The organism is Vreelandella mediterranea, from assembly GCF_970647075.1.
The window spans coordinates 1,155,228-1,179,996 of the sequence record NZ_OZ310198.1 but is presented as its reverse complement, the minus strand read 5'-3'; the positions used below and the strand labels follow the sequence as shown (position 1 = coordinate 1,179,996).

The 24,769-nt window shown below is 61.0% G+C and carries 23 protein-coding genes; 12 read left to right on the top strand and 11 right to left on the bottom strand.

Going from position 1 to position 24,769, the window contains the following annotated elements; all coding sequences use genetic code 11:
• Positions 1-45 precede the first annotated feature (45 nt).
• Both prpB and ACWFVE_RS05530 read right to left on the bottom strand, forming a co-directional pair.
• Positions 46-948 (bottom strand): methylisocitrate lyase, encoded by a 903-nt coding sequence (gene prpB / locus ACWFVE_RS05535; protein ID WP_447528284.1) that lies wholly within the window; start codon positions 946-948, stop codon positions 46-48.
• Positions 949-1,000: 52 nt separating this feature from the next.
• Complete coding sequence (locus ACWFVE_RS05530; RefSeq protein ID WP_447528283.1) at positions 1,001-1,726, bottom strand: GntR family transcriptional regulator; 726 nt, start codon at positions 1,724-1,726, stop codon at positions 1,001-1,003.
• A gap of 253 nt (positions 1,727-1,979) precedes the next feature.
• Here ACWFVE_RS05530 and pabB point away from each other — a divergent pair, with 253 nt between their 5' ends.
• On the top strand, positions 1,980-3,338 hold the full coding sequence (gene pabB, locus ACWFVE_RS05525; protein WP_447528282.1) for an aminodeoxychorismate synthase component I: 1,359 nt from the start codon (positions 1,980-1,982) through the stop codon (positions 3,336-3,338).
• A gap of 116 nt (positions 3,339-3,454) precedes the next feature.
• On the top strand, positions 3,455-4,090 hold the full coding sequence (locus ACWFVE_RS05520; RefSeq protein WP_447528281.1) for a phosphoadenosine phosphosulfate reductase domain-containing protein: 636 nt from the start codon (positions 3,455-3,457) through the stop codon (positions 4,088-4,090).
• Positions 4,091-4,132: 42 nt separating this feature from the next.
• Here the strand turns inward: ACWFVE_RS05520 and cysB are convergent, their stop codons facing one another.
• Positions 4,133-5,107, bottom strand: coding sequence for an HTH-type transcriptional regulator CysB (cysB, locus tag ACWFVE_RS05515; RefSeq protein WP_447528280.1), 975 nt, complete (start codon positions 5,105-5,107; stop codon positions 4,133-4,135).
• A 335-nt stretch (positions 5,108-5,442) separates the two neighbouring features.
• Here cysB and trxA point away from each other — a divergent pair, with 335 nt between their 5' ends.
• Positions 5,443-5,766 carry a thioredoxin gene (gene trxA, locus ACWFVE_RS05510; protein ID WP_447528279.1) on the top strand — a complete coding sequence of 108 codons (324 nt, stop codon included), beginning with the start codon at positions 5,443-5,445 and terminating at the stop codon, positions 5,764-5,766.
• Positions 5,767-5,851: 85 nt separating this feature from the next.
• Here the strand turns inward: trxA and ACWFVE_RS05505 are convergent, their stop codons facing one another.
• The gene (locus ACWFVE_RS05505) at positions 5,852-6,994 is read right to left on the bottom strand and encodes an AI-2E family transporter (protein ID WP_447528278.1); all 1,143 of its coding nucleotides are present in this window, start codon (positions 6,992-6,994) and stop codon (positions 5,852-5,854) included.
• A 245-nt stretch (positions 6,995-7,239) separates the two neighbouring features.
• Between ACWFVE_RS05505 and ACWFVE_RS05500 the strand changes: the two genes are divergently transcribed.
• Positions 7,240-8,076 carry an SIMPL domain-containing protein gene (locus ACWFVE_RS05500; RefSeq protein WP_447528277.1) on the top strand — a complete coding sequence of 279 codons (837 nt, stop codon included), beginning with the start codon at positions 7,240-7,242 and terminating at the stop codon, positions 8,074-8,076.
• Here ACWFVE_RS05500 and serS read toward each other — a convergent pair.
• Entirely contained in the window at positions 8,021-9,298 is a 1,278-nt protein-coding gene (gene serS, locus ACWFVE_RS05495) for a serine--tRNA ligase (protein WP_447528276.1), read from the bottom strand. The genes ACWFVE_RS05500 and serS overlap by 56 nt on opposite strands.
• A 265-nt stretch (positions 9,299-9,563) precedes the next feature.
• Between serS and ydiJ the strand changes: the two genes are divergently transcribed.
• Positions 9,564-12,671 carry a D-2-hydroxyglutarate dehydrogenase YdiJ gene (gene ydiJ, locus ACWFVE_RS05490; protein ID WP_447528275.1) on the top strand — a complete coding sequence of 1,036 codons (3,108 nt, stop codon included), beginning with the start codon at positions 9,564-9,566 and terminating at the stop codon, positions 12,669-12,671.
• A 150-nt stretch (positions 12,672-12,821) separates the two neighbouring features.
• Here ydiJ and trpC read toward each other — a convergent pair whose 3' ends face one another.
• The 3 genes from trpC to ACWFVE_RS05475 are packed head-to-tail and all read right to left on the bottom strand — an operon-like array spanning position 12,822 to position 15,258.
• Positions 12,822-13,625, bottom strand: coding sequence for an indole-3-glycerol phosphate synthase TrpC (gene trpC / locus ACWFVE_RS05485; protein ID WP_447528274.1), 804 nt, complete (start codon positions 13,623-13,625; stop codon positions 12,822-12,824).
• Positions 13,626-13,630: 5 nt separating this feature from the next.
• Complete coding sequence (gene trpD / locus ACWFVE_RS05480) at positions 13,631-14,650, bottom strand: anthranilate phosphoribosyltransferase (protein WP_447528273.1); 1,020 nt, start codon at positions 14,648-14,650, stop codon at positions 13,631-13,633.
• 35 nt (positions 14,651-14,685) lie between these two features.
• A complete protein-coding gene (locus ACWFVE_RS05475) occupies positions 14,686-15,258 on the bottom strand; it encodes an anthranilate synthase component II (protein ID WP_447530502.1) in 573 nt (190 codons plus the stop codon).
• A 232-nt stretch (positions 15,259-15,490) separates the two neighbouring features.
• On the opposite strand from ACWFVE_RS05475, the gene ACWFVE_RS05470 reads away from it, so the two are divergent.
• Complete coding sequence (locus ACWFVE_RS05470; RefSeq protein ID WP_447528272.1) at positions 15,491-16,402, top strand: metal ABC transporter solute-binding protein, Zn/Mn family; 912 nt, start codon at positions 15,491-15,493, stop codon at positions 16,400-16,402.
• Between the two features lie 7 nt (positions 16,403-16,409).
• Here ACWFVE_RS05470 and ACWFVE_RS05465 read toward each other — a convergent pair whose 3' ends face one another.
• Positions 16,410-17,078 carry a phosphoglycolate phosphatase gene (locus ACWFVE_RS05465; RefSeq protein ID WP_447528271.1) on the bottom strand — a complete coding sequence of 223 codons (669 nt, stop codon included), beginning with the start codon at positions 17,076-17,078 and terminating at the stop codon, positions 16,410-16,412.
• A 233-nt stretch (positions 17,079-17,311) separates the two neighbouring features.
• Here ACWFVE_RS05465 and ACWFVE_RS05460 point away from each other — a divergent pair, with 233 nt between their 5' ends.
• Positions 17,312-18,610 carry an NAD(P)/FAD-dependent oxidoreductase gene (locus ACWFVE_RS05460; RefSeq protein WP_447528270.1) on the top strand — a complete coding sequence of 433 codons (1,299 nt, stop codon included), beginning with the start codon at positions 17,312-17,314 and terminating at the stop codon, positions 18,608-18,610.
• 31 nt (positions 18,611-18,641) lie between these two features.
• Here the strand turns inward: ACWFVE_RS05460 and rpe are convergent, their stop codons facing one another.
• Complete coding sequence (gene rpe, locus ACWFVE_RS05455) at positions 18,642-19,337, bottom strand: ribulose-phosphate 3-epimerase (RefSeq protein ID WP_447528269.1); 696 nt, start codon at positions 19,335-19,337, stop codon at positions 18,642-18,644.
• 277 nt (positions 19,338-19,614) lie between these two features.
• Between rpe and cysP the strand changes: the two genes are divergently transcribed.
• From cysP to ACWFVE_RS05435, 4 genes are read left to right on the top strand one after another with little or no spacing between them, the layout of a single operon-like run.
• On the top strand, positions 19,615-20,646 hold the full coding sequence (cysP, locus tag ACWFVE_RS05450) for a thiosulfate ABC transporter substrate-binding protein CysP (RefSeq protein ID WP_447528268.1): 1,032 nt from the start codon (positions 19,615-19,617) through the stop codon (positions 20,644-20,646).
• A 9-nt stretch (positions 20,647-20,655) separates the two neighbouring features.
• A complete protein-coding gene (gene cysT, locus ACWFVE_RS05445; RefSeq protein ID WP_447528267.1) occupies positions 20,656-21,510 on the top strand; it encodes a sulfate ABC transporter permease subunit CysT in 855 nt (284 codons plus the stop codon).
• On the top strand, positions 21,510-22,337 hold the full coding sequence (gene cysW / locus ACWFVE_RS05440; RefSeq protein WP_447528266.1) for a sulfate ABC transporter permease subunit CysW: 828 nt from the start codon (positions 21,510-21,512) through the stop codon (positions 22,335-22,337). Before cysT ends, cysW begins: the two co-directional genes overlap by 1 nt.
• A complete protein-coding gene (locus ACWFVE_RS05435; RefSeq protein ID WP_447528265.1) occupies positions 22,334-23,425 on the top strand; it encodes a sulfate/molybdate ABC transporter ATP-binding protein in 1,092 nt (363 codons plus the stop codon). The genes cysW and ACWFVE_RS05435 overlap by 4 nt, the downstream gene beginning before the upstream one ends.
• A 13-nt stretch (positions 23,426-23,438) precedes the next feature.
• Here ACWFVE_RS05435 and ACWFVE_RS05430 read toward each other — a convergent pair whose 3' ends face one another.
• Positions 23,439-24,059 (bottom strand): alpha-ketoglutarate-dependent dioxygenase AlkB family protein, encoded by a 621-nt coding sequence (locus ACWFVE_RS05430; protein ID WP_447528264.1) that lies wholly within the window; start codon positions 24,057-24,059, stop codon positions 23,439-23,441.
• Positions 24,060-24,161: 102 nt separating this feature from the next.
• Between ACWFVE_RS05430 and ACWFVE_RS05425 the strand changes: the two genes are divergently transcribed.
• Complete coding sequence (locus ACWFVE_RS05425; protein WP_447528263.1) at positions 24,162-24,755, top strand: YajG family lipoprotein; 594 nt, start codon at positions 24,162-24,164, stop codon at positions 24,753-24,755.
• The last annotated feature ends 14 nt before the right edge of the window (positions 24,756-24,769 follow it).

Sequence of the window (24,769 nt, the reverse complement as noted above, 5' to 3'; positions counted from 1 at the left end):
TTCGAAATCATTGTTATCGAGTCTTTTTATAGTGCGGCGGCGCTCTCAGCGCTCGCCCTGCTCGTCGAAGAGCGCATCGAGCTTCTGCTCGAAATCGTGGTAGTTCAAAAAGTCGTAAAGCTCGTCCCGGGTCTGCATGGTATCCACCACCGCTTTCTGGTGACCGTTTTCCAGAATGCTTTGGTAGACGTTGAGCGCCGCGGCGTTCATGGCGCGAAACGCGGAAAGCGGGTAAAGCACCATCGCGCACCCCACTTCTCCAAGCTCTTGCTGGGTGAACAGAGGCGTGGCGCCAAATTCGGTGATGTTGGCCAGAATCGGCGCATCCACGCGCTGACAAAACGCGCGGTAGTCGTCCAGGGTGTGCACGGCCTCGGCAAAGATGGCGTCCGCGCCGACCTCGATACAGGCATTGGCCCGCTCGATGGCGGCGTCCAGGCCCTCTTTCTGAAAGGCGTCGGTGCGTGCGATCAGGTAAAAGTCCGGGTCCAGCCGAGCGTCCGCCGCCGCCTTGATGCGATCGACCATTTCGCCCTGGGAGACGATCGCCTTGTTGGGCCGGTGGCCGCAGCGCTTTTGCGCGACCTGATCCTCGATATGCACCGCCGCCACCCCGGCGCGCTGCATCTCCTTGACCGTACGCGCAATATTGAACGCCCCACCCCAACCGGTATCGATATCCACCAGAAGCGGTAAATCCGTGGCGCCGCAGATGCGGTGAGCGTCTTCGACCACGTCGTTCATGGTGGTCATGCCTAAATCCGGCAGCCCGAAAGAGGCGTTCGCTACGCCGCCGCCGGAGAGATAGATCGCCTGGTGGCCCACGTGCTCCGCCATCAGGGCGGTATAGGCGTTGATGGTGCCCAGAATGGGAAGCGGTGTTTGACGCTCGAGGGCATGCTTGAAGCGTGCGCCTGGGGTGAGCGCGGCGGATGCGTGAGTCGGCATGCGGGTCTCCTTGAAATCGGTGTTGTTAGGATCAGCGCCTGGCGCGCAAGCGCTAAGAGGTTTCCAGGATAGCGGCGTAGCGGTCGGCGACGTTTTCCCGCGATGCGCTGACGTGGCGGCGCATCAAGAGTTCGGCAAGCTCGGCGTCACCGGCTTCGATGGCATCGACGATACGGTGGTGCTCCACGAAGGCGCGTTGGGGCCTGGCGCCGCTGGCGCTGAACTGGGTGCGGTAGAGGCGAACCAGGTAGTAAAGGTCGTCACACAAGAGATTCATGAGCATCTTGTTGTGGCTGCCCTGCACGATGAGGTAGTGGAAATCCAGATCGCCCTCGCGCTGGTAGTACGCTTCACCGCGCTTTAAATCCGCCTGGCCTTCGTGCACCGCCAGCACGTCGCGTAGCCCCTGAATCTCCTCGGCGCCCATGTGCTCGGCGGCCAGCCGCGCCGCCATACTCTCCAATGCCTCGCGCACGTCGAAAAGCTCCAGAAGCTCCTTCATGGAGAGCTTGACCACCCGCGCGCCCACGTGGGGCACTCGCTCGATCAGGCGGTGGCTTTCCAGGCGACGCATCGCCTCGCGTAGCGGCCCGCGGGAGATACCGTAGGTCTTGGAAAGCCCGGGTTCGGTAATCTTGCTACCCGGGGCCAGCTCACCGCGTACGATGGCGCTTTGCAACTGGTGGAACACCCGCTCGGCCAGGGTGCGCACTTCCGGTGTGGCCGGGTCGAGGAGGCTCTCAGCGCGCGATTGGACGGCATTGGTTATTACGGTCATGGCTAATTGTCGACAATAAAGAGTATGAAGGCACTTTAGCCCGCGCCTTCTTGAGCGTCAACCGCACCTTTTGGCACCTTTTATCGCGCCAGGGCTATAACCAGGTTCATCTCTGACGGCGAATGTCTACAATCCGTACAACCCCGTCCGGGCGTGTCGCGTATTAAAAGCGTGGAAAGGGAAGTCACGCGTTGCTTCCCTCAGCGGCGCACGCTCAATAGAATGATCGGCCCAACCGGCAAGGCATTGATTCATGAGTACGGCGCTTACCCTAACCGCTCTCCTCTACGCGCAGGATCCACTGGCGCTTTTCGCGCGCCTAAAAGAGCGCCCCGGCGCGATGCTACTGGATAGCGGCCGCCCCAAGGCCACCAGCGGCCGCTTCGATATTCTGGTCAGCGACCCTATCGCCACTCTCGAAGTGGACTCGAGCGGCGCCTTGCAACTCGAATCCGCTACGCTCACGCCACCGGCTGCGCTGCGCGGCGACCCTTTCGCGCTGAAAGAGTGGCTTTTAGCGCAGCTGCCCGCGCCTGCGATGCAAACTGACTTACCGTTTTTGGGTGGGCTGGCCGGCTACTGGAGTTACGAGTTCGGTCGCGCCCTACAGGGCATACCCAGCCGCCACCCGAGCGCCACGACGCTGCCCGCCGCGCGCGTGGGGCTTTTTGATTGGTGCATCACCCTGGATCACGAGGAAGAAAAAGCGTGGCTGGTGGCGAACGAGGCGCGCCGCGACGCTGTGCTTGCGTGGCTGGACACCGCGCCAGCGCCAGTAGCGGACTTCAAGCTCACCGGCACGTTCGAAGCCGAGCTCGACCAGAGCGCCTACACCCGCCGCTTCGAGGCGGTGCAGCGCTACATTCAGGCCGGCGACTGTTATCAAATCAACCTGGCCCAGCGGCTACGCGCACCTTTCGAAGGCGATGCCTGGCAGGCCTACCTTCGCCTGCGCAGCGCGACCCCGACCCCGTTTGCGGCTTACATGGCCTGGGACGGCAAGGCCGTGCTCTCGCTTTCACCGGAGCGTTTTATCAAGGTGTGCGACGGCGAGGTCGAAACCCGCCCGATCAAGGGCACCCGGCCCCGCGGCAAAACCCCGGCCGAGGACGCCGCCCTGGCCGAGGCGCTTTTGAAAAGCGTGAAGGACCGCGCCGAGAACGTGATGATCGTGGATCTTTTGCGCAACGATCTCGGGCGGGTGTGCCGCCCGGGCAGCATTCACGTACCCCAACTCTGCTCGCTGGAAAGCTACCCTAACGTACACCACCTGGTGAGCGTCATTCAGGGTACGCTGGCGTCGAATTACTCCCCGCTTTCACTGCTGGCGGCGGCCTTTCCCGGCGGCTCGATCACCGGCGCGCCAAAAATTCGCGCAATGGAAATCATCGACGAACTCGAGCCCTGCCAGCGCAGCGTTTACTGTGGGAGCCTGGGCTACATCGATGTACGCGGGAATATGGATACCTCGATTGCTATCCGCACCATGGTGGCGGATCAAGGCGCGCTTCACGTCTGGGGCGGCGGCGGTTTGGTAGCGGACTCCGAGGCTTTGGAGGAGTACACCGAAACGCTCGACAAAATTTGTCACTTGATCGCTTCGTTGGAATAAGCCCACCGGTTTTTAAAGCCAAAAGCAATATAAAAGCCAAACAAAACGGTATTGGGGCGTCAGCGTTGCTGTTTGATAGCCTAGGCTGCAAATTCCTGGCCAAGCGGGAGGCCAATATGTCGTCAAAGATTGAAACCCTGACGTTGGACGCCATCAATCGTGATCACGCCAACGACCCTCAAACCCTCATCGAGTGGGCGTTCGGCCAGGGCGTGCAGCCTATTTGCACCACCAACTTTCGCCCTTTCGAAGCGGTGATTCTGCACATGGTGACCCGGGTTCGCCCGGATATCCCGATCGTCTGGATGGACAGCGGCTACAACACCCCGGCGACCTACCAGTGCGCCGACGAAATCATCAAGAAGCTGAATCTCAATATCGTAAGCTTTTTGCCCAAACGTACCCGCGCCCATCGCGAGGCGCTCGAAGGCGAATTACCGGACATCGATGACCCGCGCCACACAACCTTTACCCAGGAAGTGAAAATCGAGCCCTTCGAGCGGGCGCTAAGCGAGATACGCCCGGACGTGTGGTTCACCGCACTGCGCGCCGAGGACACCTCGGAGCGTGCCAAAATGCAGCCCTTGAGTCGCAATAGTGACGGCCTTTTGAAGGTCGCCCCGCTGCTTCACTGGAGCGCCAAGGATATGTACACCTACCTGCAAAGGTTCGACTTGCCCAATAACTTCGACTACTTCGACCCCACCAAGGTAGAAGAGAAGCGCGAGTGCGGGCTTCACCTGCAGCACTAGCCTGTCTTTTGACGCCGCTACCCGGCGCTCTGCGCCGGGCCGTCAATACTCGGGCAGTTCGATACTTTCGAACAGCGCCTGCTCGTTGCGTGGGCCCACCAGCAGTGCTTCGTCGACGCGCTCGCGGGTGAGGTGCGGGGCAAAGCGGGCCAAAAAATCGTACATATAGCCGCGCATGAAAGTACCACGACGAATGCCGATCTTGGTCGTCGAGCTTGCAAACAGGTGGCTTGCATCCAACACGACCATGTCGCTGTCCAGCGCTTCGTCGAACGCCATGTGCGCTACGATCCCCACGCCCATCCCCAGGCGCACGTAGGTCTTGATCACGTCGGCATCGGCGGCGGTGAGCACCACGTTGGGCGTCAGGCCATGCGCCTTGAAGGCGTCGTCGAGCTGTGAGCGCCCGGTAAAACCGAACACGTAGGTGACAATGGGGTGCTCGGCCAGCGCCTCGAGGGTTAACGGGCCTTCCAAAGAAGCCAGCGGGTGCCCTTTGGGCACCAGCACGCAGCGGTTCCAGCGATAACAGGGCAGCAAAATCAAATCGGTAAAAAGTTCCAGCGACTCGGTGGCGATGGCGAAATCGGCCTGGCCTTCGCTCACCATCTGTGCGATTTGCTTGGGGGTGCCCTGCTGCATGTGCAGCGCCACTTCCGGATACTTTTGAGTAAAGGCGCTAATCACGGGTGGCAGCGCGTAGCGCGCCTGGGTGTGGGTCGTTGCGATCGCAAGGCTCCCGCGGCGCTCGTCGCTGTGCTCCTGGGCGACCTGCTTGATGTTTTCGGTCAGCTTCAAAACCTGCCCGGCCAGCTCGATGATCGACTCCCCTGCCGGCGTTACCCGGGTCAAGTGTTTGCCGCTGCGTGCAAATATCTCGACCCCCAGCTCGTCTTCCAAAAGACGAATCTGCTTGGAGATACCCGGCTGAGACGTAAAAAGGCTTTGGGCCGTGGCCGATACGTTGAGATTGTGCCGGTTCACTTCCCATATATAGCGAAGTTGCTGTAGCTTCATATCCTTACCTTTCGTCTCGAGGAGGCCATCTGCCGCGCCTCAATCCTCAATTTATTGCACGCACAGACCGGGCAAGCTAAAGCAAAACACCGGGTGCATAAATGCGAATAAAAAATTAATCCATAATTCACTTATAGTATAAGAAATGGAAAAGCGAGGCACCCACTAATTTTAAAGGAGTTTGTGATCGATCCGCGGCGCAAATTTGCCAGGCCCGGTTACGAGCGCTACCATCGAGCCACCTGGCGCGATGAATATGCGCTATTATATGGCGTGATAGCCGTTGCTCAGTGAAGGCAACGAAATCGTAAGAGCAACGTAATCGGGAGATGTAAATGGCTACTAATGTGGATGTCACCAACGCTAATTTCGAGCAGGAAGTCCTTAACGCCGAACAGCCGGTACTGCTGAAATTCTGGGCCCCCTGGTGCGGCCCGTGTAAAGTCATGGCGCCGGTGGTAGACGAAGTGGCCGAAGAGCGTGGCGAAGGTTTGAAAGTGGTCAGCGTCAACGTCGATGACGCGCCGGAAATTGCCGCCGAACAGGGCGTGCGCGGCGTGCCGACGGTCATGCTGTTCAAATCCGGCGCCAAGGTTGCTTCGCTGGTCGGCGCGCAGTCCAAATCACAGCTGACGCAGTTTATCGACCAAAACGCCTAAGCTTTGCTTTTTGCGTATCGATGAAAAAAGGCTACCTGGCGGTAGCCTTTTTTCTTTGCTCGCCCCCTGACTTACCCGACGCCGCTCAGGAAGGTTTGCTTTCTTCGGACTCGGCCGAGGTTTCTTCGCGCTCGACGGGCGGCGTTCGTGCATCCCCTCCTTTATTGGTGCTCCTTCTTAGCTGGCGCCTGCCTGGGCCGAGCAGGTGCGCCATCCAGCGCGTTTGCGGGTGGCTATCCAGGGCTATCTTGAGCGTCATGGTGAGCACCACCGAGAGCAACATGCCGGCGGGGCCGAAAATCCAGCCCCATACCACCAGCGATAAAAACGCCACGAACGTCGAAAGCCCCAGCGCCTGGCCCATTACCCGGGGTTCGATCAAATTCCCCATTACGAAGTTGATGACAAGATAGGCGGAGGCGAGCAGCAGCGCCGACAGCACGCCGCCATCCTGATCGACCAGCAGCAACAATACCGGCGGCAACGCGGCAAGCGCCGAGCCAATATTGGGAATGAAGTTCAGCCCAAAGGCGAGCACCCCCCAGAGCAGCGGAAACTCCACCCCGATCATCAAACACGAAAGCCAAACGAGTACCCCGGTCGCCAAGCTAATCACGGTTTTGACGGCCAGGTAGCGCTTGAGGGTCAGGCTGAACTCGCTAAAGCGCTTAAGACTCGGCGCCGGGTTTTCGAGCGCCCGCGCGACCTTGGAGCGAAAGTTGAGCGTCTCGAAAAGCATGAAGACGACCAGCAGCGAGACGATACTGCCCTGCATGACGATCGAGCCCACTTCGCTTACCAGCATGGCCACCCAGGAGCCCTCGTCGTCCATTGCGAAGGCATCGCTCAGCTGATCCGGGTCGACGGCAAAGCCCTTGGCCGCGAGACTATTGAGCAGGTTCCAGTAGTGCTCGTAGAGGCGCGCCTCGATATCCGGCAGCGCCTCGACGAAGGTACTGAAGCTATTGACTACCAAAACGCCGATCAACAGTAGAAACGCCACGAGCACCAGGATCGTGATGAACGCCGCCATGCGCATACTCACGCCGTGGCGATGCAGCCAATGCACCGGCGAGGTACACACGACGGCGATGAAGATCGCCAAAAGTAGCGGCACCAGCAGGTCTGCGCCCAGCTTCATCCCCGCGACGATCACGACCAGCGCCGCGATGGCCATCGTGGCATTCAGGGGAATACTGCGATAATCCTTATCCGACAACTTCTGCATGGTTCCATCCTTGACATTTTATCACTACATAATGGCTGCTGATCTCGCAATGCACAAACGTGCATATAATAAGCAACTGTTTTACGACTACTCTTAAGCAGTGAACTTATTGTTAAAGCGATCTTCCAAACGGTGTCCTTGCACACGTTGCGCCGACAAAGCGCGTAGAAGACCGCCCACCCGGTGCGTTCATTAGCCATTTCCCTTGGCTACTTCCATCCAGCGTTTTAAAAAGGAACCGTTCAATGACTTTAAACCCTTACGCCCGTTCGCTGATGAAGATTCGTTACCAACTGCTGGGCGCCGCCGCCATTACGGCGCTGCTGTGTGCCCCCAGCGCCATGGCCGCCCACCCTGTCCAGCCCGCGCCAGGGCTCAGCATCCAGGCCCAATCCTTTGTAGAAGTGGAGCCCGACAAGGCAGCGCTCTCCGCGCGTCTTTGGGAAAACACGCCGGCGGTCTCGTCACTGGAAGACAGCGACAGCGGCGCGCTTAGAGACGCCCGCCAGCGCCTTGAAGACCGCGCAAGCCAGCTGATCGAGGCGATGGAAGAGGCAGGCCTCGATAAGCGCGCCATTAGCGCAGGCTCTTTGAACGTCTACCAGGAGCAGATAAGCCAGCCCCAAAGCGACAGCGGCGAGGCGCCGATGATACGCACCCGTATCGAACGCCCTTTCAACGTCGAGCTCGATGATCTCGACCAGCTCAACGACGTACTGGAGGCGCTGATGGAGGCCGGCGTGAACGCCCTCGACGGCGTTCAATTCGACCTTCAGGACCGCGACGCCGCCACCGACGAAGCACTGGTGAGCGCGTTGGAAAAAGCCCAGCGCAAAGCCGAGCTGATGGCCCAGACGCTGGGAACCGAGCTTGGCGAGGTGCAGCATATTGCCGAAACCCAGTCCCCGGTATTTCAGCCACGCATGATGGCCATGCAGGCGGACAGCCAGTCAAACGAGGAAAGTAGCGCCGACTACCGCCCGGGTATCATTCGCATCGACGCCGGTGTGAGCGTCGAATGGACGCTTACAGGGCAAGACGCTCCAGACCGCCCAGATACGGACGCAGCGGCTCAGGAATAACCACCGAGCCATCCGCCTGCTGGTGATTCTCCATGACCGCCAGCAGGCAGCGCCCCACTGCCAATCCCGAACCGTTCAGGGTATGCAGCAGCTGGGGCTTTTTCGTATCCGGCTTTCTGAAACGCGCCTGCATACGCCGCGCCTGGAAATCCTCGCAATTGGATACCGAGGAGATCTCGCGGAACGTCTCCTGACTGGGCAGCCAGACTTCCAGGTCATAGGTTTTCGCCGCACCAAAGCCCATGTCGCCAGTGCACAGCGTTACCACCCGGTACGGTAATTCGAGGGCCTGCAAAATCGCCTCGGCGTGGCCACGCATTTCGTCGAGGGCTTCATAGCTCGTTTCAGGATCGACGATCTGGACCATTTCGACCTTGTCGAACTGATGCTGGCGGATCATGCCTCGGGTATCGCGCCCATGGGAGCCCGCTTCACTGCGAAAGCACGGCGTGTGGGCGGTTAGCTTCATGGGAAGCACGGCCTGGTCGACGATCTCGTCGCGCACGAAGTTGGTCAACGGCACTTCCGAGGTCGGAATCAGGTGATATTCACGCTCGTCGTCGAGCTTGAACAAATCCTCGCCGAATTTTGGCAGTTGCCCGGTTCCCATGAGGGAGTCGCGGTTGACCATATAGGGCACGTAGCACTCTTCGTAGCCGTGCTTAAGGGTCTGGGTATCCAGCATGAACTGCGCCAGCGCCCGGTGTAGGCGCGCGATGGGGCCGCGCATGACCGCAAAGCGCGCGCCGGTCAGTTTCGATGCCAGGTCAAAGTCGAGATAGCCGGATTTCTTGCCCAGATCGACATGATCGAGCACTTCGAAATCGAACGTACGCGGCGTGCCCCAGCGGTGAAGCTCGACGTTGTCGTCTTCGTTTTTACCCTCCGGGGCGCTTTCGTGGGGCACGTTGGGAATACCGCTGATCGCGTCGTCCCACTGCGCCTGTACGTTGGCAAGCTCCTGTTTGGCATTTTCCAGGCGCTCGCCGAGATCACTCACCTCGTCCAGCAGCGGCTGGATGTCCTCACCGCTGGCCTTCGCCTTACCGATCGCCTTGGAGCGGGTGTTACGCTCGTTTTGCAACTGCTCGGTCTGAGTCTGCAGCTCGCGGCGGCGCGACTCCAGCGCCTGAAGCCCCTCTTTATCCAGTTGAAAACCCCGGCGGGCCAGCTTTTGCGCCAGCGCATCCAGATCTCCGCGCAGCAGTTTCGGATCGAGCATGAGGACTCCTTGGCAACAATCAAATAAACACGGCGAAAAGCGCCGGTGACAAAGGCACCTATTGTAGGCAAAAGCGCCCCGGGGGGCTATGGGCAAAGCGGGTGGCAGGTAGCGACGTACCTGGATTCGTGACGTTCGTAGTCCACCTGACCCAGGCCCTATTCCCAAGCCCTATTCGCATCGGGGTAGAAGATGCAGTGACGCCCTGGCTGCGGTAAAGTAGAGCGCCTCTTTTACCCGCTCCGCAGTGACGGTTTGACCCACTATGATTGCATCGCTCGATTCGCGAAAGACGCCGCTTGCCAAACCCGCCGCGCCCTACCTTCGCTTTCTGGAAGCGCTACGCGCCCGGGGCTTCGAAGGCGAGATAACCCCGGACTACGCCAACCGCACCGTGCTGGCCACGGACAACTCGATCTATCAGCGCCTGCCCCAGGCCGCGGTGTACCCCAGGCACGCCGAGGATCTGGAGCGCCTGGCTAAGCTCGCTTTCGAGATGCCCTACCGGGATATCGCCTTGACCCCGCGCGGCGGCGGCACCGGCACCAACGGCCAATCGCTGACCGATGGGCTGGTGGTGGATGTCTCGCGCCATATGAATCGCATCCTCGATATCGATGTGGAGAACCGCCAAGTGCGGGTTCAAGCCGGCGTCGTGAAAGATCAGCTCAACGCGGCGCTGAAGCCTCATGGGCTCTTCTTCGCGCCGGAGCTTTCGACCTCCAACCGGGCCACCCTGGGCGGTATGATCGCCACCGATGCCAGCGGCCAGGGTAGCTGCGTCTACGGCAAAACCCGCGACCATGTGCTGGAACTCGATACCGTATTGCTGGGCGGCGCGCACTTGCATAGCCAGCCGCTAAGCGCCGACGACGAGGCAAACGCCCTACAAGACCCCGGCGTGCTGGGGCGCGTTCACCGCGCCGCTGTCGAGATCATCGACGGGCAGCGCGAACTGATCGACGCCACCTTCCCGCCGCTCAACCGCTGCCTGACCGGCTATGACCTGGCCCACCTGCGCGATGCCCGGGGCCAGCTCAACCTGAATAGCCTTCTCTGCGGCGGCGAAGGCTCGCTTGGCTTCGTGAGCGAAGCGGTGCTCAACGTGCTGCCGATCCCCCCGCATACCACCCTGGTCAACGTGCGCTACCCAGGTTTCATGGAGGCATTGCGCGACGCCAAGGCGTTGATGGCAAGTACCGCTCGCCCCACCTCGATCGAGACCATCGACGACACGGTGCTGAAGCTTGCCATGGAAGATTTCGTCTGGGACAGCGTGGCCGAGTTCTTCCCCGAAGGCGACACCCCGGTTGGCGGCATCAACCTGATCGAGTTCAGCGACGACGATGAAACCCGCCTCGAAGAGCGCGTAGCGACGTTTTGCGAGCACCTGGCCGGTGACGCGACGGTTACTCGCCTGAGCTACACTCAGGCGCTGGGCCGCGCGCAGACCGCCACGGTGTACGGCATGCGCAAGCGCTCGGTGGGGCTACTGGGTAACGTCCAGGGCGAGAAGCGCCCGCTGCCTTTTGTCGAGGACACCGCGGTGCCGCCGGAGCATCTGGCGGATTATATCGGCGAGTTTCGCGCGCTTTTGGACGCCCACGGCCTCGACTACGGCATGTTCGGCCACGTGGACGCCGGCGTGCTGCACGTACGCCCGGCGCTGGACATGAAAGACCCGGCCCAGCAAGCGCTGATTCGCGAGCTTTCCGATGAGGTCGCCGCGCTGACCCAAAAGTACGGCGGGCTTTTTTGGGGCGAGCACGGCAAGGGAATGCGCTCGGAGTACTCGCCCAAATTCTTCGGCGAGCTCTACCCTAGCCTGCAAAAGATCAAGGCCGCGTTCGACCCGCACAACCAGCTCAACCCAGGCAAGATCGCCACGCCCTTGAAAGAGAGCGCGCTGATCGCCGTCGACCGCGACCCGGATCTTTTAGCCATCGACGGCGTGGCGCTTCGCGGAGAGCTCGATCGCACCATCGATGAGCGCGCTTGGCAGGCGTATGACGCCGCCGTGTATTGCAACGGCAACGGCGCCTGCTACAACTACGATGTCGATGACCCGATGTGCCCCTCCTGGAAGGCGACCCGCGACCGGATTCACTCGCCCAAGGGCCGGGCGAGCCTGGTACGCGAGTGGCTGCGCCTGCAGTCCCGGGCCGGTATCGACGTGGTCGAAGAGTCGCGCAAGAAAAAAGCCGAGGGGCGCCTGGGCTTTATCAAAAGCCTGCCCAAACGTGTCGCCAACACGTTCAGCCGCGAGCAGCATCATGATTTCTCCCACCAGGTGTACGACGCCATGGCCGGGTGCCTGGCGTGCAAGTCCTGCGCGGGGCAGTGCCCGGTGAAGGTCAACGTGCCGCAGTTCCGCTCGCAGTTTCTCGAGGTCTACCACGGCCGCTACCTGCGCCCGGTGCGCGACTACGTGATCGGCGCGACCGAATTCACCCTGCCTTGGCTTGCCAAAATGGCACCGCTTTATAACGCGGTGATCGAAAAGCGCTGGATGGAGCGCTTTATGCGCCGCGCCATCGGCATGAGTGACACCCCGACGCTTTCGCGGGCCAGCGTGAAAAAGCAGCTTCGCGCCTGGGGGATGGCCAAAGCAACGCCGACCGCCCTGGCGCTATTGACCGAACGCCAGCGGGCGAAAAGCGTCATTTTGGTACAGGACGCCTTCACGACCCACATGGAGGCGGACCTGGTGCTGGACGTGGTGGAGCTTCTGGCTCGGCTGGATGTTCGCGTGTTCGTACTGCCTTTTAGCGCCAACGGTAAGCCCCTGCAGGTGCAGGGCTTTCTGGGCGCCTTCGAGCGCACCGCCGAGAAACAGGCCAAGCGCCTGCGCGCCCTTGCGGAGTTCGACATTCCCTTCGTCGGCATCGACCCGGCGATGACGCTGACCTACCGCCAGGAGTACGTCAAAGCCCTCGGCCCGGACGCCGTGCCCCAGGTATTGATGCTTCAGGAGTGGCTCGCCACTCAAACCCAGACCCAGGCCCCCTTCAAGGCCGCGATGAAGGACCCGGGCTTCAAGCTTCTTTCCCACTGCACCGAAAAGACCAACGCCCCGGGCAGTCCCAAAGCCTGGCAGCAGGTATTCGCCGCCTTTGGGTTAAAGCTCGATTTGGTGGCGACGGGCTGCTGCGGAATGTCCGGCACCTACGGCCACGAAACCCGCAACGTCGAAATCTCCAAGACCATCTATGCCCAGTCCTGGCAGCCCCAGGTCGAGGCCGAGGAGAACACGGGCAGGCTTTTAGCAACGGGCTACTCGTGTCGCAGCCAGGTCAAACGCTACTCGGGCCAAGCGCTTTCCCACCCGCTGCAGGCGCTTTTAGACTGCCTGAAAAGCGCCGGGCCGGCTTGATGAGCGACGCCAGGTCCTCGATACGTGCAGGGTACGGAGCGAGGGTCTTTCACCAAGGATGGCGAAAGTAGCCTACAAGGATGTATTAATGGCGCCCTTGCGTAGGGCTACTCGGCGCTGCACCGTTATCAAGTAGCCTCAAAATGGCCTTTAAAAGAAAAGCTGGTTAAGCCCGAGGCCCGGGTCGTCCTGACGCATAAAGGCCTCGCCGACCAGAAAGCCGTTGACCTTGTTGTCGCGCATTTTCGCTACGTGAGCCCGATCCAAAATACCGGACTCGGTGATTACCGTGACACCCTGAGGCACACGCGCTAAAAGCGTCAGCGTCGTATCGAGATCGGTCTCGAAGGTGTGCAGGTTACGGTTGTTGATACCCACCAGCTTCAAATCCAGCGCCAGCGCCCGGGTCAGCTCCTCGGCGCTGTGTACCTCGACCAGCACGTCCATGCCAAGCTCACTGGCCTTTTGGTGTAGCGCCTTGAGCGTCGCGTCATCGAGGGCTGCCACGATCAGCAAAATACAGTCCGCGCCGATCGCCCGGGCCTCGGTGACCTGGTAGGCGTGGGTGATGAAGTCCTTGCGAATCACCGGAAGCGTACAGGCCTGACGCGCCGCGATCAGGTCGTCCTCGTGGCCCTGGAAGAAGTCGGCGTCGGTCAGCACGGACAAACACGCCGCCCCACCGGCTTCGTAGCTTTGGGCAATCGCGGCGGGATCAAACGCCTCGCGTATGACCCCGCGCGAGGGCGAGGCCTTTTTCACCTCGGCGATCACCGCCGCCTCGCCTGCCGCGATACGCCGGTCCAGGGCGTCGATAAAACCGCGCGGCGCGCTCTGCTTTTCGGCAAGCGCGAACAAATCCGCCTCTAAAACCGCCTTTTGGCGCGTGGCGACTTCCTGGTCCTTGCGCTCGAGAATACGCGTCAAAATGGTCGGCGTGGCCTGGTGATTCATAACAATTACCCTTTAAACACGCTGGTGAAGTGTGAAAGCTCCTTGAGCTTTTCGAGCGGCAGTTTGGAGGCCTGGGCGTCCTGGGCAACGATGACCCCTTCTTTCAAGGTGTCCGCGACACCCGAGCAGTAAAGCGCCGCCCCGGCGTTGAGCGCGACGATATCCGCCTCCGGCCCATCGCCGACCAGGGCGGCCTTGACCAAACGCAGGCTATCCTCGGCGGTGGCCGCTTTCAAAGTGGCCACGCTTTGGCGCTCGATACCGAGCTCTTCCGGGGTGATCGTGTACTCGTGAATAGCGCCGTCTTTTAGCTCGGCAACTCGCGTAGGCGCGGCCAGCGAGATCTCGTCGAGGCCATCTTCGGAGTGCACCACCAGGGCGTGGCGACTCCCCAGTTTTCTGAGCGCCTCGGCCATTAGCGCAACGAGCTCTGGCGCATAGACGCCCAACACCTGATTGGGAGCGCTGGCGGGGTTGGTCAAGGGGCCCAGAATGTTGAACAGCGTACGCACGCCCATTTCGCGGCGCGGGCCGATCGCGTAGCGCATCGCCGGGTGATGATTGGGCGCGAACATGAACCCCACCCCGACCTGTTCGATACAGCGCGCCACCTGCTGCGGTGACAAGTCCAAATAGATGCCGGCGATATCGAAAAGATCCGCGCTTCCGGACGACGACGAGACGCTGCGGTTGCCGTGCTTGGCGACGTGCGCCCCGGCGGCGGCGGCGACGAAGCTCGAGGCGGTGGACACGTTGAAAAGATTCGCCCCGTCGCCGCCGGTGCCGACGATATCCACCACGTTCTCGGCGCTGAGCGTGACCGGGCGCATCAGATCGCGCATCACCTGGGCGGCGGCGCTGATCTCGGTGGCGCTCTCCCCCTTCATGGAGAGCCCGACCAGCAGGCCCCCGATCTGCGCGTCCGAGGCTTCGCCGGTCATGATCTGGTGCATCAGCGTGCGCATGGCGTCAAAAGATAGATCTTCGCGGCGCATGACCGCGTTGATGGCGTCTCGCATTTGCATGAGCAGACAAGCCTCTAAACGTGAATGTGTAGCGATCAGGTACGCTGTAGAAAGTTGGCCAGGAGCGCGTGGCCCTGGCGGGTCAGAATCGACTCAGGATGAAACTGCACCCCTTCGAGATCAAGGGTCTTGTGGCGAAACCCCATGATCAGCCCCGGCGTCTCGTCCGCCTTCCTCGTCCAGGCCGTCACCTCGAAGCAGTCGGGCAGGCTTTCGCGCTCGATTACTAGCGAATGGTAGCGGGTCACTTCCAAAGGCGAGTCGAGCGCGTGAAAAACACCCTGGCCGGTATGCTCGATACGCGAGGTCTTGCCGTGCATCACGCGCGGCGCTCTCACCACACGTGCGCCGAAGGCCTGGCCAATCGCCTGATGGCCCAAACACACCCCTAAAATCGGCAGCTCACCGGCGAAGTGCTCGATGGCCGCAAGCGAAATGCCCGCCTCGTTGGGCGTGCAAGGGCCTGGCGAAATCATCAGATGCGACGGCGCAAGCGCGCGGATCGCCTCGAGGCTGATCGCGTCGTGGCGGTAGGTGATCACCTCGGCGCCAAGCTCACTCAGGTACTGAACGATGTTGTACGTGAAGCTATCGTAGTTATCCACCATGAGTACACGCTGTTTGTGCTGCGCTGTCGCCACGCTTACCCCATCCCACTAATCAATCGGTTAAAAACGATGATACCCTAACCGGGCGACGGGGTGCAGGGGCAGCGGCACGATCAAGGCACGCGCCGCCCGCCCTTTTACGCCAAGAAAATCGATAGCATCGCGAAAGGAACTGGCAACCCGTTAGCGCAATCACTATGATCGGCCGTTTTTTTATCAAGGGATACATGTAATGAAGCAACGAGCACTCCTGGGGTGCCTACTGGTGGCCGGTCTACTGTTGACGACCCTGCCTGCCAAGGCCGCCCCCTCGTTCAAGGTGATTGCCTCGTTTTCAGTGATCGGCGATCTGGTGCGCCGTATCGCCGGCGACGATATCAGCGTCGTAACCATCGTGCCTCCCGGCCAGGACGTGCATCGCTGGGAGCTGACCCCGCCCAACGTACTGGCGATCGAAGAGGCGGATATCGTCTTTTACAACGGCTACGGTCTCGAGCCCTGGCTTCGGCACGTCGAGGCGATGGCCGACCAGCGGCTTCGCCTGAAGGCGGTGGCCGAGCGCGCCGATTTCGAGGGCCTCCCCATTCCGGCGGGCCAGTACGCAGGCAGTGTCGACCCGCACATGTGGATGGACCCGGCCGGCGCCATCGCCTACGTCGATGTGATCGCGCGAACGCTTAGCGAGCACTATCCGGAGAAAACGGCGGCGTTCGGCGCCCGCGCCGAACAGGCTCGGGAGTCGCTTACGCTGTTGAGCGAGCGAATTCGCGAGCGTTTGGAGGGTATTCCGCAAACCAACCGGATGCTGTTTACCAGCGAAGCCGGTATGGGCTATTTCGCCCGGGCGTTCGGTTTTGAGTACGCCGCTATCTGGGGAAGCAACAACGAACGGCTAGGCAGCGCCTTCGATATGGCCGCGATGAGCGAGCGGTTGGCCGAAACCCGCCCGCCGGCGCTGTTTTTCGAGAGCACCACGCCTTATATCCACATGGATGCGCTTTCCCGCGAGAGCAACATTGCGTTGGCCGGCCCGCTCTACGTCGATACGCTCGGCGATTCGGACGGCCCGGCTTATAACTATCCGGCGATGCTGGGCTACAACGCCGAGCTACTTCACAAGGCGCTGGGCGGCGCCCGCCCCTAAGAGCCCCCTAATCGATAAGGGCGGCAAGGGTTTCGATACACAGATCCGGGCGGCTCGCCTCGATCGGCTCACCGTGGTTATAGCCGTAAGGCAGTGCCACGCTCGTAAAGCCCGCCGCTTTTCCCGCCTCGATATCGTGTTTGGAGTCCCCCACCATCACGCAGGCGCCGGCCTTTACGCCCAGGGTTTTGGCGGCGTGTAGAAGCGGCAACGGATGCGGCTTTTTTTCGGCCAGCGTATCGCCGCCGATACAGAGTGCGAAATGCTCGAAGAGCCCGAAGTGGCTCAAAATAGGTGCGATGAAGCTCTCGGGCTTGTTGGTGATCAGTACCAGTACAAATCCGGCTTCTTTGAGCGCGGTCAGCGCCTCGAACGCGCCGTCATAGAGCGTGGTGTGCGCGTAAGGCGCATTGCCGTAATGGCGCATAAAGGCATTGAAAGCGGTATGCAAAAGCGTCGATTCCGGCGGCTCGTCAAGCGCCCAAGTGAGCGCGCGCTCGATCAGCACCAAAGCGCCGTTGCCGACCCAGTCGCGCACCTGCCCCTCGTCTGGCGCTGCCACGCCCACCTCTTCCAGGGCTTTTTGTACGCCCACCGCAAGATCCGGCACGGAATCGATCAACGTGCCGTCCAGGTCGAAGGCGATAAGCTGTTTGTCCGTTAAAATCGCGTGCATTGGTCGACTTCCCTGATGCTCGTTAAAGGATGAATGGTACCGGCCCAAGGATGGCGCGTTTAGCAAACGACGTTAAGATTTTTCTCTTTAAAATGGCGGATGTTGCCGGCCAGGCATTCGTCAGATTCATCAGAACCCTCTATGCTAGAGCCAAGCTGGTTAGCAATGAGTTTGCACGCAACAAATTTGCAAGGGATCCGTTTGCGAGGGATACGTTTGCCAAGGAGACATCAATGGCCATACCAAGGATTGTGATTGTCGGCGGTGGCGCGGGGGGCCTGGCCCTGGCGACGCGCATGGGACGAACGCTTGGCAAGAAAAAGCGTGCCGAGATCGTGTTACTGGACCGCAACGCCACCCACGTATGGAAGCCCCTTTTGCACGAGATGGCGACCGGTGTTTTGAACTCCACCATGGATGAGGTCGACTTTCGTGGCCACTCCAGCGCCCATGGCTACCGCTACCAGCGCGGCTCGCTATCCGGACTCGACCGCGAAAGCAAAACCCTCAACCTCGCGCCCATCGTGGACGAAGACGGCGAAGAGGTGCTGCCCGAGCGCACGCTCACCTACGACTACCTGGTGCTCTCGTTGGGCAGCGTGTCCAACGATTTCGGCACGAAGGGCGTGGCCGAGTACTGCCACTTCATCGACTCACCGGACCAGGCCAAGGCGTTTCAGCGTGACATGATCAACACGTTTTTGCGCTATACCGACCCACGGCTTAGAAAGAACACCACACTGAGCGTGGGGATCGTGGGCGGCGGCGCGACCGGCGTCGAACTTGCCGCGGAGCTTTTGGATATCACCCGCCTGCTCAACGCCTATGATGTGACCCACGTGGACGACAATCAGATCAGCGTCCATCTGATCGAAGCCGCCCCACGGGTGCTCCCCGCCCTATCCGAGCGGGTCAGCCAGACCGTTCACAAGGAGCTCGAAACCCTGGGTGTGAACATTCACGTGGACACCGCCATTGAAGAAGCCCAGGAGTATCAGCTCGTCACCAAGGATGGCGAGGTGATCGAAACCGATCTCAACGTTTGGGCCGCGGGCATCAAGGCGCCGGACTTTCTGACCGAGCTTGGCCTGACGGTGAACAAGAAAAACCAGGTGTGCGTCGAGCAGACCATGCAGAGCGTGGACGACGCGAGTATTTTCGCCATGGGCGACTGCGCAAGCTGCCCCCAGGGCGACGACTCTACGGTCCCCCCGAGGGCGCAGGCGGTGCGCCAGCAGGCGGGCGTACTGGCCGATAACCTCGACAGAGCATTGGCCGGCAAGCCCTTGAAGCCGTTCAAATACCGCGATAACGGCTCGCTGGTTTCGCTTGCCCGCTACGATGCGGTCGGTAACCTGATGCGCGGCGGCGCCTCCCGCGGGCTGTTTCTCGAAGGCTGGATGGCGCGCAACGCCTACGCCTCGCTCTACCGCATGCACCAGGTATCGATTCACGGCGTACCCAAAACCGGACTCACCTGGGTGGTAGATAAGCTAAACCGCTACCTGAAGCCCAAAATGAAGCTTCACTGAGCCCGAATCTCCTCTTTAGCGCACGGGCAGTTTAGCGCGCGGGCAGTTGGCCGCGCAGCGCTTGGATGACGGAGTCGTAGCCGTGAGGGTCTTGTGAGCGGTGGGCGCTGAAGATCGCCGAGCCCGCCACGAAGGTATCCGCCCCGGCAGCGGCGATCTCGCCGATGTTATCGACCTTGACGCCGCCGTCCACCTCCAGCTTGATAGGGTGGTCCGCGGCGTCGATACGCGCGCGGGCCTCACGCAGCTTCTCGAGCGTACCGGGGATAAACGACTGCCCGCCAAAACCCGGATTGACGCTCATCAACAGCACCATGTCGATCCTGTCCATCACGTAATCCAGATGCGATAGCGGCGTGGCCGGGTTGAAGACCAGCCCGGCCTTGCATCCGCCATCGCGAATCAGCTGTAGCGAACGGTCGATATGCTCGGACGCCTCGGGGTGAAAGGTGATGTAACTCGCCCCGGCGTCGATGAAATCGCTGATCATGCGATCCACCGGCTTGACCATCAGATGAACGTCGATCGGCGCGGTCACGCCGTGCGCGCGAAGCGCCTTGCACACCATTGGCCCGATGGTGAGGTTGGGCACGTAATGATTGTCCATCACGTCAAAGTGGACGATATCCGCGCCGGAGGCCAGCACGTTATCGACCTCTTCGCCCAGGCGGGCAAAGTTGGCGGATAGAATCGAAGGGGCGATTAAAAATTCCTGGGACGCGGTCATGAAACGCTCCTGAGCAAGGCGGCTTTGCGCCTTCAAGAGGCGCCGGATAAAGCGCATATGGTAACAGAGCGCGTGCTAAAGCTCAGGGGTAAGCGCTACAAAGGGATCGGGAACATTCATATTCCTTAATTGAATATTAAACGCAATTGTAATTCCTTAAATCAAGGACTAACCTTGTCTTATCGCGAAAACGTCTATGGCAAGAACGCTCTGAGCGTTTTGAAGCATGATCCCCCGGACGTTCGAACTATCGCCCACTTTCAACAAGGAAAATTCGATGCGTTTAGCTTCTATTTTATCTGCGCCCTTTAGCCGTACCGTGCTGGCCATTGCCCTGGGTAGCGCCGCCGCCGGCGCTACCGGCACCGCCATGGCCCAGGAGCGCGAGCTTTTAAACTCTTCTTATGATATCGCCCGGGAGCTGTTCGTGGCGATCAACCCGGACTTCGTCGAGTGGTGGCAAGAGGAGCACGACGAAGAGGTGAGCGTCAGCCAGTCCCACGGCGGCTCTTCCGCCCAGGCTCGCGCCATCATGCAGGGCCTTCGCGCCGATGTCGTGACGTTCAACCAGGTGACCGATGTCGACGTACTCGCCGATGCGGGTCTGGTCGACGAAGACTGGCAGAGCGCGCTCGAGAACAACGCCTCGCCCTACTACTCCACCACCGCTTTTTTGGTGCGCAAGGACAACCCCAAGGGCATCGAAAGCTGGGACGACCTGGTACAAGAAGACGTCGAGCTGGTATTCCCCAACCCGAAAACCTCGGGTAACGCGCGCTACACTTACCTGGCGGCCTGGGGCTTTGCCGACCAAGAGTTCGACGGTGACGAAGAGCAGATTCAGGATTTCATGCGCACGCTGCTCGCCAACGTCGCGGTGTTCGACACCGGCGGCCGGGGTGCGACCACCAGCTTCATCGAGCGCGGCATCGGTGATGTGCTGATCAGCTTCGAGTCCGAGGTGAACAATATTCGCCGCGAATACGGCAGCGACGACTACGAAGTCATCGTACCGCCGATGAGCGTGCTGGCCGAGTTCCCGGTCGCCGTCGTGTCCGAAAACGCCGAGCGTAACGGCAATGAAGACCTGGCCGAAGGCTACCTCGAGTACCTGTACACCGAAGAGGCACAGCGTACGCTCGCCGGCTTCAACTACCGGGTACACGATGAAACCGTGCTGGAAGAGTTTGCCGATGACTTCCCGGAAACCGAGCTCTTCAACGTCGACGACGTGTTCGGCAGCTGGGACGACATCATGGAGACGCACTTCGAAAGCGGCGGCATGCTCGACCAGCTTCAGCGTCGCTAACGGTCAAATATGCGTCAGTTAACCTTTCGGTCATCCGGCAGCACGCGCGTGCTGCCGGGTTTCGGGCTGTCCATGGGTATCAGCGTACTGTTCATCTCGCTGGTACTGCTGCTGCCGATTACTGGACTCTTCGGCCAATTGGCCGGCCTTAGCCTGGCCCAATACTGGGCGATCATTACCGAGGGCCGCGTGGTGGCAAGCTACGCAGTCACCCTGGGCGCGGCGGCGGTGGCCGCGTTGGTGAATGCGCTCTTCGGGCTGCTGCTGGCTTGGGTACTGGTGCGCTATGAGTTTCCCGGCAAGCGTCTTTTGGATGCGCTGATGGACCTGCCCTTCGCCCTGCCCACGGCCGTCGCGGGGATAACGCTTGCCACGCTCTACGCCAGCAACGGTTGGATGGGTCGGCTGCTGGAGCCTTTGGGGATACAGGTCGCTTATACCTGGGTGGGGATCGCCCTGGCCATGGCGTTTACCAGTATCCCCTTCGTGGTGCGCACGGTGCAGCCGGTGCTCGAGGATCTGCCCGCCGAGATCGACGAGGCGGCGATGGCGCTGGGCGCGACCGACAGCGTCGCCTTTCGCAGGGTGATCATGCCGCACCTGTGGCCGGCCCTGGTGACAGGCACCGGGCTTGCCTTCGTGCGCTCGCTGGGTGAGTTCGGGGCGATCATCTTCATCGCCGGCAACATGCCTTACGAGACCGAAATCACCGCGTTGATGATCTTTGTACGGCTTCAGGAGTACGACTATGCCGGGGCCTCGGCGATCGCCTCGATCGTGCTGTTCACCTCGCTTGCGCTACTGCTGGCCATTAACGTTTGGCAGGGGCGCTTTGTGCGTCGCCTGCACGGAGGAGACACCTGATGCGCCGCGTAGGTGACGCGCCGGCCGTTCGGCGCTCGTTGATTAGTGCCGCGGTGTTGCTGTCGGCGCTTTTTTTACTGCTGCCGCTGGTCGCCATTTTTGCCCAGGCGTTCTCCCAGGGCGTGGCGGTGTTCTGGCAAAACGTCAGCAATGTCTACACCCTCCACGCCATTGGTCTGACGCTCGTCATCGCGCTCATGACCATTCCCATCTGTTTGGTGTTCGGCGTGGCGCTGGCGTGGCTGGTGACCCGGTTCAACTTTCCGGGCCGGCGGGTTCTGCAAACGCTGATCGATATTCCCTTTGCGGTATCGCCGGTAGTGGCAGGGCTTGTCTACCTGCTGCTGTACGGGCGGGGCGGCTGGATCGGAAGCTTTCTGGACGGTTTTGATATTCAGCTGATGTTCGCCTGGCCGGGCATTTTAATGGTCACGGTGTTCGTCACCTGCCCCTTCGTTGCCCGGGAGCTGATTCCGCTGATGCAGGCCCAGGGCTCGCGGGAAGAAGAAGCCGCGGTAACGCTTGGCGCCTCGGGCTTTACCGTCTTTCGGCGGATCACGCTGCCCAACATCCGCTGGGCGCTTTTATACGGCGTCATTCTGACCAATGCCCGGGCGGTGGGCGAATTCGGCGCGGTGTCGGTGGTCTCGGGTGCCATTCGGGGCCAGACCAATACATTGCCGCTTCATCTCGAGCAGCTTTATCAGGATTACAACGCGGTCGGGGCGTTTTCGAGCGCGGCGCTGCTTGCGTTGATCGCGCTACTTACGCTTGCCGCCAAGGCCGCTTTGCAGTGGCGCGCTACCCGCCGGGAGGCTTTCTTATGAGCATTCAACTGCACAATATTGCCAAGCATTTCGGCGAGACCCAGGCGCTCGAACCGATCGATCTCGACATTCATGACGGCGAGCTGGTGGGCCTTTTGGGGCCTTCGGGGTCAGGTAAAACCACGCTACTGCGTATCATCGCTGGGCTCGAAAACGCCGACCGCTCGCCGAGTGCGGGCAAAATCATGTTCGGCGAGCGCGACGTCACCCATGTGCACGTGCGCGACCGGCGCATCGGGTTCGTCTTTCAGGACTACGCGCTTTTTCGCCACATGAGCGTTTACGACAACATCGCCTTCGGGCTGACCGTCATGCCGCGCAGCCAGCGCCCTTCCAAAGGCGAGATTCGCGCGCGGGTCTTTAGGCTTTTGGAAATGGTCAAGCTCGAGCAGTTCGCCAACCGGCTGCCCGCTCAGCTCTCCGGGGGCCAGCAGCAGCGCGTATCGCTTGCCCGCGCCTTGGCGGTCGAACCCGACGTACTGCTGCTCGACGAACCCTTCGGCGCGCTGGACGCGAAGGTCCGCCAGGACCTGCGCCGCTGGCTGCGCCGCCTGCACGAAGAGCTCAACTTCACCAGCGTATTCGTGACCCACGACCAGGAGGAGGCGCTGGAGCTTTCGGACCGGGTAGTGGTGATGAGCAACGGGCGTATCGAGCAAATCGACACACCCGAGGCGCTCTACCGGGCGCCGAAAAACCGCTTCGTGTTCGAGTTTTTGGGTGACGTCAACCATTTGGAAGGACGCGTGCGAGGCGGCGTACTCACCTGTGGGGACGCGCATTTGCGGGTCGATCTCCCCGAAGGCGACGAGGAGCTTTTGCTGCGCCCCCACGAAGTTCGCCTGAGCGAAACCTTCGAGCAAGGCGTTCACTTGCCGGTGACGATCACCGCGTTCTCGCTGGTCGGCGCCGAGGTGCGCGTGGAGCTCGAGGCCGACTGGCTGGCCGCCCCCTGGCTTGTCACGGTGCGCCACGCGGATTTCGAGCGGCTAAACATCCACCGCGGCCAGCGCCTCTACGCTCACCCCCGCCGCTGGCACCGCTTTGCCGATGATGCCCCCCAAACACAGCAGGCGCATTCGGACTAACCAAAAACGCCGCTCATCGAGCGGCGTTTTGCATTTGTCGAAAGGTCAGATTCACCCGCATCTCCTGGCTTTTTTTGGTTTTGGGCAGGCTGTGCCACCAGTGGGTTTGGGTCGTACCCTGCATGATCAAAAGGCTGCCGTGTTCCAACGCCAGCGACACCCTCTCCTTGTTTGCCTTGTGCTTGAACGAGAAGCGCCGCTGCCCGCCCAGGGTGAGCGAAGCGATCACACCTTCCGGGGCGAGCTCTTTCTCGTCATCGCTGTGCCACCCCATGCCCTCGTCACCGGAGTGGTAAAGATTACAAAGACACGAGTTGAAATGCGCCCCGCTTTCGGCCTCCACCTGCGCTTTCAGCGCCAGCAATAACGCAGGCCAGGGCCTGGCCGCCTTGGTTTGGCCGGAGTAAGTGTAGGCGGTGGGCGCATCCGCATACCAGGCAACCTTGCGCTTTGTGACGATCTCGCGGCCGAACATCACCAACCGCTCCTGAGCCCAGTCGAGCTCCTCTACGCAGCGCGCCAGATAAAGCGTGGCCTCCGCCTCGCTGAGCACCTGACCCAAGTAGAACGCTTCGCCGTCCCGGGGAAGCAGGTTGGCAGGCTCTGAGGCTGAAAAAAGCTCATTGCGTTTCATGAACGTCCTCTTGTTAGCGCCTTGCGCAAACGTCGGTGTTTGAATGTACCCGGCGCCCCAGCACACGTTATACTCACCTTTTAGCCATCGCGGAGAAACACCATGCTTCGGCGTCATTTTTTATCGCTTTCTACAGCGCTGGTGGCCGGCGTACTGCTTGCCGGTTGCGCAAGCCCTCAATATCTTCAGCTTAGCCCGGAGCGCACCGCCGAGGTGCCTCAGGTGGGTTCGGGTCAACAGGTCAGCGTGGCCGCGGTGGACGTCCGGGAAAGCGAAGTGATCGGCACCCGCGCCGGGGGCAGCATGTCCACGGCTCAGATCACCGTGAATAGCCACGAAGTGATTCCGCGGCTGCAAGCCGAGGCGGAGCGAGCGGTTCAGGAAATGGGCTTCAACCCGACCACCAGCCCCGCCCAGGGCGGCCCTAGCCTGACCCTCGAGCTTGCCAGCCTGAACTACGGCCAGGGCGATAGCGGACAGCCTCTGGTGGACGAGGCGCGTATCGAAGCGGTGTTTCGCGCCATTGCGCAAAACCGCGGCACGACTTACACGGGTACCTACACCTCACGGCGCACCCAGGGCTATGCCATCAAACCCGGTGAAGCGACCAACACGCGCATGATCAACGACCTGTTGAGCGACGGCCTGAACCGGGCGTTCAGCGACCCGGAGCTTGCCAGGCTCTTGGCACGCTAAGCATAAAAGCGCGG